A 12,327-nucleotide genomic window follows, 5' to 3' on the forward strand; every position below is an offset into this window, starting at 1 on the left:
TCGTGTTGATGCGCGTGTTGATGCGCGCGTCGAGGTGCCTGGCCTGGCCGGTTTTTCAAATTCTCCAACGCATTCAGGTGAGTGATGAGTCTCAAGGACCGGATCAACGACGATATGAAGGCCGCCATGCGGGCACGTGAAACCGAGCGTCTCGGCACGATCCGCCTGTTGCTCGCCGCGATCAAGCAGCGCGAAGTCGACGAGCGCATCACGCTCGACGACACCGCGATCACCGCTGTGATCGACAAGATGATCAAGCAGCGCAAAGACTCGATCAGCCAGTTCGAAGCGGCTGGCCGCACGGATCTGGCCGACAAGGAAAAGGCCGAACTGGCGATCCTGTCTGCCTATATGCCGGAGCAGATGTCCGAGGCGGAGATCGTTGCCGAAGTTCAGGCGGCGGTTGCGCAAACCGGCGCGGCCGGCCCGCAAGACATGGGCAAGGTGATGGGCGTGCTCAAGCCGAAGCTGGCCGGCCGCGCCGACATGACCGCTGTCTCGGCGCAGGTCAAAGCCGCGCTCGCGAAGTAACTTCCGTTTGTCCGGTCTGCGCGCGCCGTCGCTCGACGGGTGGCGTGTGCAGCCTTGAGCCTTTCAGGTAGCGTCATACAGTGATTCCTCCGTCATTCCTTCAGGATCTGCTCAACCGCGTCGATATCGTCGACGTGGTCGGCCGGTATGTGCAGTTGAAGAAGGGCGGCGCGAACTTCATGGGGCTGTGCCCGTTCCACAACGAGAAAAGCCCTTCGTTTACGGTTAGTCCGACTAAGCAGTTCTATCACTGCTTCGGCTGCGGTGCGCATGGTACGGCCATCGGTTTCCTGATGGAGCACGTCGGCTCCTCGTTTCCGGAGGCGGTCAACGAGCTGGCACAGTCCGTTGGGTTGACCGTGCCGAACGAGCCTTCGCCGGGATATGGCGGCGGCGGTTCCGGCGGCTATGCGCCGGCTGCCTCCAAGGCGGTCACCACGGCGCTTTCCGACGTCATGCAGACCGCCTGCGATTTCTACCGCAAACAACTGCGCAGCGCGCCGGTCGCGATCCAGTATTTGAAGAAACGCGGCTTGACGGGCGAGATCGCGGCCCGTTTCGGGCTCGGCTACGCCCCGGACGGCTGGCAGAACCTCGAAGCAGCATTTCCGAACTACCGCGACGATTCGCTGGTCGAATCGGGTTTGGTGATTGTCAGCGAAAAGTCCGACGCACAGGGTCAGAACCGCCGGTACGACCGCTTTCGCGAGCGGGTCATGTTCCCGATACGCAATGTGAAGGGGCAGGTGATCGGCTTCGGCGGCCGCGTGCTGGACGGTGGCGAGCCGAAATATTTGAATTCGCCCGAAACGCCTTTATTTAACAAGGGCAGCGAGCTGTATGGGCTGTTCGAGGCGCGTCTGGCGATTCGCGAACAGCACTATGTACTCGTCGTGGAAGGCTACATGGACGTGGTCGCGCTGGCCCAATTGGGGTTCCAGAACGCAGTTGCCACGCTCGGTACGGCCTGTACGCCGATTCACGTGCAGAAGCTGATGCGCCAGACCGACACGGTCATCTTCAGTTTCGACGGCGATTCGGCGGGCCGGCGCGCCGCTCGCCGCGCGCTCGATGCCTGTTTGCCGCATGCGGCGGACAACCGGACCATCCGGTTCCTTTTTTTGCCGGCCGAGCACGACCCGGACAGCTACGTGCGTGAATACGGCACCGAGGCGTTCGCCGAGCAGGTCGAGCGGGCCATGCCGCTGTCGCAGTTCATGCTGAACGAGGTGCTGACCGGCAAGGAGCTGGATCAGCCGGAAGGAAAGGCCCGTGCGCTGTTCGACGCCAAGCCTTTGCTGCAGGCGCTGCCGGCCAACGCGCTGCGTGCGCAGATCATGCATATGTTCGCCGACCGGCTCGACGTGCCGTTCGACGAGGTCGCCGCGCTGTGCGAGGTCGATTCGCGCATCGCCGCGGCGGCCCGCGCCGCGCCGGCCCGCAAAGACCGGCGCAGCGTGACCGGAATCGAGGAAAAAACGCTGCGCAATCTGGTGATGCATCCGCGCACGGTGGCGGTGCTGGACGAGGAGGCCGAGCAGGCGCTCCTCACGGTTACGCGGCACGGCGAACTGTTCGAAGAAGTGACGACGCACGCGCGTGCGCTGGGCGATTCGGCGGAGTTTCAGTTGTTGTCCGACCTATTGCGAAACGGCGCGAACGCCCCAACTTTCGAGGAAATCTTTCGCAAAATTCTAGACTATGATGAAAACGTCCGGGATTTGCTGCTGAAAGACCCGGAGGACGCGACCGTCATCGAGGAACGGCGCGAGCAGGAACGGATCGTTGGAGAGGAACTGAAGGCGGCGATCCTGAAGATGCGGTACGACGCTTACTGCGATCGTCTCGAGCAGCTTTCGCGGCAATCCCGGCACACACCGGAGGAGTTTGCGGAGCTGTCGGAACTGAACCGGAAGCGGGCTGACATGAAGCGCCGGCTCGGGCTGTAAGCGGAGCGGAGGAAGCCTGAGTGGTATAATAAAAGGTTTCCAGCAGTTTGTTTCTTAAAGGGTTTTCCTAGCAAAGGCGAAAAGGCGATGCGATGGCAAAGACTAAGGACGCAACTACGGGCGGGAAGAAAGCTACAGGCACGAACTCCAGTGAGTCGACCAGAAAGGTCACCGAGGCCAGGTTAGTTTCTTCCGCCAGAAAGACGTCTGCCGCCAGCATTGCACCCGTTGCCGGGAAGAAGTCCTCGACCGCTTCCGCTGCGCGAGCGGAGCCGGTCAGGGCGGCGAAAGCTGTAGCATTACCGGCCGCGAAGGGGTCGGGTGTCAGAAGCGCAAGGGAAGCGGCTGCCGCGCAGGACGATGCGGTAGTGCGCGAGGTTCCAGTATCCACGGTTCAACCGGCTGTTGTCCACCAGCCGCGAGTCGAGACTACAGCCGGTACGGCGAACTCCATGACGAAAAAGCTGAACGAAGTACCCGTCGATGACGACGCAACCCAAAGCGAGGAAAACCCTGCGGCTGTTCCAGCCAAGGTGGAAAAGGCCAAGGCTCGCGACCGTCGTGCAAAGGAAAAAGCGCTGCTGAAAGACGCTTTCGCGTCGTCGCAGCCGGGCACGGTCGAGGAACTCGAGGAGCGCCGCTCCAAACTGCGCGCGCTGATCAAGCTCGGCAAGGAGCGCGGCTTCCTCACGTACGCTGAAATCAACGACCACCTGCCGGACAACTTCACCGAGACCGAGGCGATCGAAGGCATCATCAGCACGTTCAACGACATGGGCGTGGCGGTGTACGAGCAGGCCCCGGACGCTGAGACGCTGCTGCTGAACGACAACGCGCCGGCGGCTTCTTCGGACGACGAAGTGGAAGAGGAAGCGGAAGTCGCGCTGTCCACCGTCGACTCGGAATTCGGCCGTACCACCGACCCGGTCCGCATGTACATGCGGGAAATGGGCACGGTCGAACTGCTCACGCGCGAAGGCGAAATCGAAATCGCGAAGCGGATCGAAGACGGCCTGAAGCACATGGTGATGGCCATCTCCGCATGCCCGACCACGATCGCCGACATTCTGGCCATGGCCGAGCGCGTCGCGAATGAGGAAATTCGCATCGACGAACTGGTCGACGGCCTGATCGACGCCAATGCGGAAGACGCGGACGGCTTCTCCGCGCAAGAGGCGGAAGCGATCGAGAGCGAAGACGAAGAAGTCGAAGAGGACGCCGAAGAAGACGAGGAAGAAGACGACGGCACGGCGCAGGCCACGGCTAACGCCGCGCAGATGGAAGCGCTCAAGCGTGCGTCGCTCGAAAAATTCGCGATGATCAGCGAATGGTTCGACAAGATGCGTCGCGCGTTCGAGAAGGAAGGCTACAAGTCCAAGTCGTATCTGAAGGCGCAGGAAACGATTCAGAACGAGCTCATGACGATCCGCTTTACTGCGCGTACTGTCGAGCGTTTGTGCGACACGCTGCGCGCGCAGGTGGACGAAGTGCGTCAGGTCGAGCGTCAGATTCTGCACACGGTAGTCGACAAGTGCGGCATGCCGCGAGCGGAATTTATCGCGCGTTTCCCGGGCAGCGAAACGGATCTCGAGTGGGCCGACAAGATCGTCGGTGAAGGTCACGCGTATAGCGCGATCCTCACGCGTAACATTCCGGCTATCCGCGAACAGCAGCAACGTCTGCTGGATCTGCAGGCGCGCGTCGTGCTGCCGCTGAAAGACCTGAAGGAAACCAACCGTCAGATGGCGGCGGGCGAACTGAAGGCGCGTCAGGCGAAGCGCGAAATGACCGAGGCGAACTTGCGTCTCGTGATCTCGATCGCGAAGAAGTACACAAACCGTGGTCTGCAGTTCCTCGACCTGATTCAGGAAGGCAACATCGGCCTGATGAAGGCGGTGGACAAGTTCGAATATCGTCGCGGCTACAAGTTCTCCACGTACGCAACGTGGTGGATCCGTCAGGCCATTACGCGTTCGATCGCCGACCAGGCGCGCACGATCCGGATTCCGGTTCACATGATCGAAACGATCAACAAGATGAACCGCATCTCGCGTCAGATCTTGCAGGAAACCGGTCTCGAGCCGGATCCGGCAACGCTGGCCGAGAAGATGGAAATGCCGGAAGACAAGATCCGCAAGATCATGAAGATCGCGAAGGAACCGATCTCCATGGAAACGCCGATCGGTGACGACGACGATTCCCACTTGGGCGACTTCATCGAAGACAACAACACGGTTGCGCCGGCCGACGCCGCTTTGCACGCCAGCATGCGCGATGTCGTGAAAGACGTGCTCGACTCGCTGACGCCGCGCGAAGCGAAGGTGCTGCGCATGCGTTTCGGTATCGAGATGAGCACCGATCACACGCTCGAAGAGGTCGGCAAGCAGTTCGACGTGACGCGCGAACGGATCCGTCAGATCGAGGCAAAGGCGCTGCGCAAGCTGCGTCACCCGAGCCGTTCGGACAAGCTGAAATCGTTCCTCGAAGGGAATTGATCGAGGCCGGCGTACGTTGCACTGATGTAGCGGTTTGAAGGAGCCTCGCGGTTGTTTCGGCGTATCGAAGCGGTTGCGAAGGCTCCTTTTTCGTGTAGTATGTCGGCCAATCAGCGAATAGGCCCGGCCTTCACGACCGGGTCTTTTTTCTTGGGCCGGACGCCGTGCTGGTTGCAGGCAGCGGACTCATAATCCGCCTCCGAAAGGACACCGTCGGTTCGACTCCGACCCGGCCCACCAATATTTACAAGGCTCGCGCCGGTTTTGCGCGATGCTGACACAGCAGAGGGGTATGGGTTTTTCTGCCCGTCAGCAGATTGCCGTATCTATTCGCGCCGTCCGATCCTGCCCACCGCATCCGCCAGTCGATCCGTCACCAGGTGCGAATAGCGCTTTGTCGACGCGACTGACCGGTGCCCCAGAACGCCGCCGACCGTGAACAGGTCGATGCCAGCGTTGATCATCTCGGACGCCGCGCCGTGGCGCAGGTCATGAAACTTTGTGTCTGGGTAACCGGCCGCCGAGCGCGCAGCTGTCCACGCCATTTCAAACTGCTTCACCGTCACGGTGAACCGGACACGCCGGGCGAGCACCGCGACTCGCGGATGGATCGGCACGATACGCGGCCGCCCGTTTTTCGTGTCGGCCAGCGAGAACCCGGTCCGCGTCACCTTCGCCCGCAGGATCTCGCCGCGGCGCATCCCCGAATAGAACGCGATGCGGATAGCCGCGCGCACCTCGCGGTGTTTGCATGCCCGCGCGATCTGGAGCATTTCCCGTCGTTGCGGGTAGTGATGTCGCTCGTTATTGACCGGCGGAATGATCATTCTAGCGGTCTGGTCTGACTCGATCCTGCCGACCTTGTGAGCGTATTTGATCGCGGCACGCAGGTATGCGAGAACATTGCGGATGGCCGCATCTGATAGTGGCCGCTTCTTCGCCCCGTTCCGGTCCACATGGGCACGCATGTAGCCGACCATTTCTTTCGACCATTCGTGCAGCTCCATCGCGTCCTGCTCCGCAAACCACGGCGCCCACTTCTCAAGAATCTGGATCCGCTTTGTCGCGTCCTTCCACCCGGCGCTCTTATCGGCGACGTGCGCCATGACACATTCGCCGATCGTTACTACCGGCTTTACGATGCCGGTATGGAGCGCGTAGGTTTCGGAGTCCCACTTGCGGCCTAGCTCGTCTGCCTGTTTGGCAGATATGCCCGCAGGGAGAAGCTTGGCTTTTCGAACGCGGCGGTCTTCGATGATTCGTTCGAACGTCCAGCGGTAGCGCCGGCGGCCGGCCTTCGTAATGGTTTCGATTGGCATGATGCAAGGAACCGGTAGAGCGATTCAAGGTCGTAGACGTGAGTTTTGTATCCCAGCTTGTAGCGCTGGATGATTTCGCCGGCAGTGTCGATCCGGCTGATTGCGTAGCGCGGCACGCCAAGAATAGTTGCGGCTTCGGCGGCGCTTACGCGTTTTCCTTCTGCGATGCCTATCTCACACCCCAGTGTTTGCGCGTGGTTTCAATCATTCGTTGTGCTGCTGCCATTAATCGGTCTGCTCGATCGGCCCGACACTCAGCGCTACGACTGGGTGGCCGGTGCCAGCGATCCACAGTTTGATCGGCTCGCCCGCGTTAATCGCCGCAAGCTCTGCCGGCGTTGGTTCCCACGACGAGACCATGAACTGCCCCTGTTCGGTGAGGACATCCCGAATCGGCAGGACATTGCACTTTGAGATGTCGCCATCCCAGTTCGGCGGTGCGCCGAGGTTGCGCGTTGCGCCTTCAATGCGTTTGATCAGCATTCTGTCTCTCCGCTTGCCGGACGCGCGGCGGTCATGGCGGCGTCTTGCATGAAGGCGTCTAGATAGCGCCGAACGCTGGACTCCATTCCATAGCCAGGCTCGGAGTCCGCTTTGAATACTGCATGCAGCGCACGGACCTTCCCAGCTTTGTCAAACTTCAGGTCGCAAGCATGAGTCCGGTGAATCAAAGTTCGCAAAATCTCTGCGTCGCGAGCGTCATCCGTCAGCGCCCGCGTCTGCTCCACAGGTTGCGCTGCCGGCACCGCGGGATGGTGACATTTGCCCTCATCGCGGCACTGTCCAGGCAGATCGCAGAACTTGAACCGGCAATTCGAGAATGGTGCCTGCGTGCCGATGATCGGTGAAATCTGCTCTACAGGTTGCGCTACTGGGTGCGGGGATGCGGCGCGGGCGAGAAGCAACCTACGAGCAAATGCAATGACTGTTGTCGCGGCACACGCGTCGATGCTGGCATCAGCATAGAAGAGGTCCAGAATCTGCTCATTTGTAATTTCCGCATTCGGCCAAGCTGCACGAGCTAGCCACGCTTCCAATGCCGTCTTGTGCCCAACCGTGTCGGCATCAACGTACTCCCATTTGTGTTGCATCCACGCCTCAAACGCCGCCCGCTCATCGTCCAGCACCACGGCAGAATTAGCGACGCCTGGCGTCTTTGCGGCGATCTCGAACGCTTCATCGACTTTCGTTTGCGGAACATGGCCGGCGGCCACAAGTGCGCGAATGACGAACTTCGCCATCGGCTCCCCAGCAGTTTTGCTCTTTTGGTTCATGGTCGAACCTCCGGTTGACCTGCTGTTATCTTCAGATTTCGTTCGCAGAAGAAGTCTTCGTGTAGTTCTCGTGCTGCTTTAACGAAAGCCTCATGGGCCTGCTCTGCCGTATCGAAATATCCCAGATGGATTACCTTTCCATTCGCCCCGATTCGGCTGTGCCAGCGACCCCTACATTTATTCCACGAGACGCCTTTATATCCAGATTTACTGTTGGATCTGACTCCGATATTCCGGTTGTTTTCGGCTACCGTGCATATCCTTAGGTTGTTCCGCCGGTTACCCAGGCGGACTCTGTTTCTGTGGTCGATTTGCCTAGGATCCCCGTTTCTCAAGCCCATAATCAGACGATGCATGCGAACGTTAAGCCGCTTTCCGTCTACGTAGACTTTCGCAACCGCAGAGCCTTTGTCACCCATCCGCCATGTGTATTGAGAAACTAGCGCGTAGTCGGCCTCATCAACGATTGAAACTTCGCCGCTGGATAGAATGATCGTCCGCGAATGGTCAAGTTGTTCATCTTTCATATTTGCCCTCACTTCGAGCCTCGTGGGTTGGGTGGTCATGACTGATCGCCGGTAGATGGAGCGGCCCGGTCGATGCGCTCGATCTCGGCGAGAAGTAGAGCGGCGGCTTTTACGCAGTGGCGACGCAGCGTAGAGGGCTTCCACCACGTGCGGTTCCACGGCCACGGCTTCGGCTCGTCGCCAGCCTGAGAGAAAGCGTGACCACCCCAACCCCATATGGCGTAACAACCGGCTGCGGCGGCTAGTTCGCCTTCTTCGTGCTCATCGTCGTGCTCGGGCGTCCATCCTTCTGCGGATACCTGCCGCTGACGTTCCGCTATCACGTCTCGCGCGGCATCGGTCATCTCAGACGCGGTTTCGAGCTTGCCGGGCTCAGTCTTATCCGCGATGACGTGTTCGACCGGTGAATCGGTCTGGCTATGCGCGGCCACATCGGCCGCCTCGGGGGTATTCCATTCAAGTGTTCCATACGGCCCACATAGAGCGTAGACCGCGTTTTGCACCAGCGCATCGGGATCGAAATCAGGCTCTTTGCCACATATCGTCGCGCCACGCACTGCATAGCGAACTGCGGCAACGACTGCGGCACGCATGGCGTGCGTGAAGATCGGCGCGGGAAGATCATCCGGTTCGACCTGATCGTGCTTACTGTATGTGCGCTCGGCATAGATCCAGTGATCAGCGGGCAATGGCGGGCTCAAAACTGCGAAAGCGCTCCCATCAGGGAGGATTGCTGCGCCGGGCACTGCATCTTTAGTGGTATCGCTCATGATGTTGTCCTATTCGATTGCTTCGCGCGCTGCGCGGATGGGGTTAGGCGGCCTGTTCTTTCGTTGATGTTCCGCAGAACGGGCAGAAGCTTGCGATAACAGGAATCGACTTCCCGCGCTTGTAGCCAGTAGCATTGGCAGTGATCTTGAATTCCGTCTTATGGATCACCTGAACCGACTTGCCGAATGTGAACCCGGCCGCCTGGCATTCGGCGCTTGCGGGAGCACCAAGCTCATCCGTGTATTTCGCCTGAAGCCGCTTTTCCAGATCACTGATGCAGTTGCAGTTCATGCTCGCCTCAATAGAAGGGTTGATTCGTGTGGCGCATAAACGCCGTTTATTCGTTTGGCAGATATGGTCGCGGCTACTTGCGCCGAGTCCGTTCGAACAGAAGCGCCAACCCCACACCCACCGCTATTGCGCCTAATACGGCGAGAGCGAAAATTAGGTAGCCGGGCATTTATGTGACTCGCTTGAACTCGACGACCCATACCCACGGGTTCGCCGCCCACGACTCGGCGCCGTTGATCAACTCCCACAGACAGTGGAAGGAACTGCGCGGCGAGTAGGTGCCATCCACGCCACTGCGCCCGTATGTGCTCCAGAATCCGGCGGGCGTCTTGCCGATGCCTTCCGCAATGGCGTCTTGCTCGCTGCAGTCCTGCAACCGCTCGACGCGCACGCCGATGACTTCGAGCGTGATGCGCGACGCCCAGCGCGGCATGTGGATGGAAGGGCGCCACGGCTCGCTATCACGACCCTGCGTCGCTTGATACTCGACGCGGCGGCAGTACTCCTGATCCGGCACATATCGGGCGACGCCGAGTTCCATTGACTTGCCCGGCGGATTGATCTCGACGACGCCTCGCCACGTCTCGCGCACCCACAGACGGTCGCCGGGCTGTCCGTGCGGGCACTTGCAACCCCACGAACCGTCTTCGCTGTATGCCCCGAAGATGACGCTGCCAGGCTCTTCCTCGCCGCGCCAATCGACCACGGTCGGCTCGTAGTGGGCGACGGTGATATGCGCCACGTCGTCGGGCGGCTGATGCTTCACGACGCGCCGCGTCTGCGTCTTGCTACCGTCGAGCAGAGCGCGCACCATCGGGCCGCTGAAGAGGATCGGACGTTCTTTCATTCCGGTGCCCCGACCGGCTCGGTCAACTTGAAGAGCACCGGCTTCGGGAACCACGTCGGCAGCTGCTCGAAGCTCTCACGAAGCTTCATGATTCCGCCGAACACCTCCAGATCGCCCATGCCGCCGACGACGAACACCAAGGCGCTGTCCTGATCCTTTGTGAAAAAGCGAATGCTGTTGAAGTGCTGTCCGAGTGCGAGCGCATCCTTCAGGTACGCCGGATTGATCGCACCGGAAATACCCTCGGTGTAACCAATGGCCGAGACGACGTTCTCGATGCGCGGAAACTCGGCTTCGATCAACGAGTTGCCGGGTTGAACGAACAGCGGCATGCCGTGTTCATCGTTCACGAACGCCGATCCGTTCGACATCACGTCGAAGGTGTTTTTGCTGTTCGTCGACTTGAGACAATCTTTCTTGACCGAGACGATCATCTCGCGCTCGGCATAGCCGTTCTGATCGTGCACCACCAAGTAGCGGTGTCCGTCCGTTGCCACTACCATGACAGAGTCGTCCTCGAGCGGGCGGATGTTGAGCCCGTTCAGATAAAAGCGGATGTCGTCCTTTGCCATGAACGGGTACGCGATCTTGACGGCCAGTGCGTTGATGCGCGCGATCATGTGCGGCGCTTCGTTCGATTCCGGCTCGGCTGCCGGCACGCCTTCAATCGACAGCCGCTCTTGGTCTGTGGTTGCGTTCATGTCAGGTATCCAAAAAGAGTGGGCCAGTACAGCGCCCACAAGTCGGGGTTATTCAGTCGCCGATGCGCGGATAGCAGTGCGCATCGCATTCGTGTTCGAACTCGCGCTGCAGGAGCGGATCACCCCGATCTGCACGCGCTGAAGTGGCGCAAAGGCTCCCCAGAATGAACCCGAGGCAGCAGGAAACAAACGCCACAATCAGAAGCAGTACTAACTGGGCTAGCATGAAGGAGTTCATCGGTGAGCCTTTACGGGATCAGGTGCAGCGCACGATGCTGCAGCGTTCGATATGGGCTTCGCGGGCTTCAATCGCCGTCGTGACGGCGCAGTAGACGACGAGAACGAAAAGGGCGGTTGCCCATGCTTTCGCGTACTTGAGCATCACAGCGCACCGGCGCGCGCTGCAACGCACAGGAACCAGGCGCAGCCGACGGCAATGCCGCAGAGCAGCATCATTCCGAAGAGCTTTGCAGCGCGGCCGTGCACGTGATAGCAGGCAGCGAGCAGATCGTTATCGCAAGCGGCGCGGTTCATCACATGCCCCGCGTGAAGTAATCGAGCTCGTCACGGTTGCGCGTCTTCTCGGTGTGTTTCGGTTGGTTTTCCATCTCAAGGTCTCCCGGTAGGTCGGTGAGTGCGTGAGATGAAGAATACAAACGTATTTAAGGTGTGTCAATACAAATGTATTTGAAATCGAATCGACGTATTTGCTGTGCGACGCAGTCGTTGCGCGGCGGCGTCACCCGTTAGAAACGATCAGACAAAACACCCGATTGCGCATGGCATTACATATCGTAAGAATTCGTGCGCGCTAGATGATCTCCGGGTGCGTGTGTCCCTGAGTCGCAGCCATAACTGCGGCTTCTTTTTGGGCCATAAAAGACAAAAGCCCCGCTTGGTGCGGGGCTCTGACGACTGTGAACCTAAAGACTATTGAGTCGACCGTTCGGCCGATGGCTATTTCCGCTTCTCGTAATGGTCGTGCGTGCGCGCGTTGGTGTAATGGCCGCCTTTATGGGAAGAACCGTGTCCGCCAGAATAGTGGCCGCCTCGCGCAAGTGCGATGGCGGGAGCGGCGAGTGCAAAAACGAGTATGGCCGCAATGGTTCGCTTCATTTATACCTCCCTGGAGATCCGAAATTTTCGGGTCGAACCTTCCCGTCCTGTAGAGTGGCAACTCCAGCTCAACCCCTGAATACAATGGATTCAGTCAATGCGTCGACGATGCGCCGCACCAGCGCGTCGTCGTAGGACGAAAACGCCTTAGTTTCGCCCGACGCGGACTGAAGCCTGACTTGGGACTGTGGTCGGCCGCGCCAGATCAGATAGGCCCCAAGAGCGGCGAAGATCAGGCCAAGCGTCAGCGGTCCCGTCGATGAGCCAGCGCTCGCCATGCTCGCCCCTGTTATCAGCATTGGCAGTCCCAGGAGGATGAGGAGGGCACCAAACAGCCATTTCCTCGGTGTACGCCAGTGCTTCACCGAGGTTATGCCGCTCATGGCAAACGTCTGACCAGGCACGACGAATCGCGCGTGGGTGACGACGACACCCCCGCTATTCAGGAAAACCTTCTCGGTACTCTGGGTGGCGGGAGCTCCGCCAAAGCTTGGGTCAACGCGCAT

Annotated in this window: 14 protein-coding genes and 1 tRNA gene; 4 read left to right on the forward strand and 11 right to left on the reverse strand. The window is 59.8% G+C overall.

The genetic code is table 11. The features are described 5' to 3' along the window. Positions 1-84 precede the first annotated feature (84 nt). The 4 genes from NE850_RS27595 (at position 85) to NE850_RS27610 (ending at position 5,215) form a co-directional block, all read left to right on the forward strand. Positions 85-531 carry a GatB/YqeY domain-containing protein gene (locus NE850_RS27595; protein WP_007178846.1) on the forward strand — a complete coding sequence of 149 codons (447 nt, stop codon included), beginning with the start codon at positions 85-87 and terminating at the stop codon, positions 529-531. 80 nt (positions 532-611) lie between these two features. Continuing rightward, a complete protein-coding gene (gene dnaG / locus NE850_RS27600) occupies positions 612-2,480 on the forward strand; it encodes a DNA primase (protein WP_007178847.1) in 1,869 nt (622 codons plus the stop codon). A gap of 92 nt (positions 2,481-2,572) precedes the next feature. Beyond that, positions 2,573-4,975, forward strand: coding sequence for an RNA polymerase sigma factor RpoD (rpoD, locus tag NE850_RS27605; protein ID WP_165187623.1), 2,403 nt, complete (start codon positions 2,573-2,575; stop codon positions 4,973-4,975). Between the two features lie 152 nt (positions 4,976-5,127). Then, positions 5,128-5,215 (forward strand) — tRNA-Ile (locus NE850_RS27610). Positions 5,216-5,301: 86 nt separating this feature from the next. On the opposite strand, the gene NE850_RS27615 is transcribed toward NE850_RS27610, so the two are convergent. From NE850_RS27615 to NE850_RS27665, 11 genes are all read right to left on the reverse strand, one after another. Beyond that, positions 5,302-6,294, reverse strand: coding sequence for a site-specific integrase (locus NE850_RS27615; protein ID WP_310699637.1), 993 nt, complete (start codon positions 6,292-6,294; stop codon positions 5,302-5,304). 225 nt (positions 6,295-6,519) lie between these two features. After that, the gene (locus NE850_RS27620; RefSeq protein WP_310699638.1) at positions 6,520-6,777 is read right to left on the reverse strand and encodes a hypothetical protein; all 258 of its coding nucleotides are present in this window, start codon (positions 6,775-6,777) and stop codon (positions 6,520-6,522) included. Next, the gene (locus tag NE850_RS27625) at positions 6,771-7,568 is read right to left on the reverse strand and encodes a hypothetical protein (RefSeq protein ID WP_310699639.1); all 798 of its coding nucleotides are present in this window, start codon (positions 7,566-7,568) and stop codon (positions 6,771-6,773) included. Before NE850_RS27625 ends, NE850_RS27620 begins: the two co-directional genes overlap by 7 nt. Beyond that, a complete protein-coding gene (locus NE850_RS27630; RefSeq protein WP_310699640.1) occupies positions 7,565-8,134 on the reverse strand; it encodes an AP2 domain-containing protein in 570 nt (189 codons plus the stop codon). Before NE850_RS27630 ends, NE850_RS27625 begins: the two co-directional genes overlap by 4 nt. Next, positions 8,131-8,865, reverse strand: coding sequence for a hypothetical protein (locus tag NE850_RS27635; protein WP_310699641.1), 735 nt, complete (start codon positions 8,863-8,865; stop codon positions 8,131-8,133). Before NE850_RS27635 ends, NE850_RS27630 begins: the two co-directional genes overlap by 4 nt. 43 nt (positions 8,866-8,908) lie before the next feature. Further along, positions 8,909-9,157, reverse strand: a complete 249-nt coding sequence (locus tag NE850_RS27640; RefSeq protein WP_310699642.1) for a hypothetical protein — start codon at positions 9,155-9,157, stop codon at positions 8,909-8,911. 169 nt (positions 9,158-9,326) lie between these two features. After that, the gene (locus NE850_RS27645) at positions 9,327-10,004 is read right to left on the reverse strand and encodes a hypothetical protein (RefSeq protein ID WP_310699643.1); all 678 of its coding nucleotides are present in this window, start codon (positions 10,002-10,004) and stop codon (positions 9,327-9,329) included. Next, the gene (locus NE850_RS27650; protein WP_310699644.1) at positions 10,001-10,744 is read right to left on the reverse strand and encodes a hypothetical protein; all 744 of its coding nucleotides are present in this window, start codon (positions 10,742-10,744) and stop codon (positions 10,001-10,003) included. Before NE850_RS27650 ends, NE850_RS27645 begins: the two co-directional genes overlap by 4 nt. A 217-nt stretch (positions 10,745-10,961) precedes the next feature. Further along, on the reverse strand, positions 10,962-11,087 hold the full coding sequence (locus NE850_RS27655; RefSeq protein WP_310699645.1) for a hypothetical protein: 126 nt from the start codon (positions 11,085-11,087) through the stop codon (positions 10,962-10,964). Beyond that, on the reverse strand, positions 11,087-11,239 hold the full coding sequence (locus NE850_RS27660) for a hypothetical protein (RefSeq protein WP_310699646.1): 153 nt from the start codon (positions 11,237-11,239) through the stop codon (positions 11,087-11,089). The genes NE850_RS27655 and NE850_RS27660 overlap by 1 nt, the downstream gene beginning before the upstream one ends. 650 nt (positions 11,240-11,889) lie before the next feature. After that, positions 11,890-12,327, reverse strand: a complete 438-nt coding sequence (locus NE850_RS27665) for a DUF6232 family protein (RefSeq protein ID WP_310699647.1) — start codon at positions 12,325-12,327, stop codon at positions 11,890-11,892.

It is taken from the genome of Paraburkholderia sp. USG1 (assembly GCF_031570135.1).
Classification (GTDB): Bacteria; Pseudomonadota; Gammaproteobacteria; order Burkholderiales; family Burkholderiaceae; genus Paraburkholderia; species Paraburkholderia dioscoreae.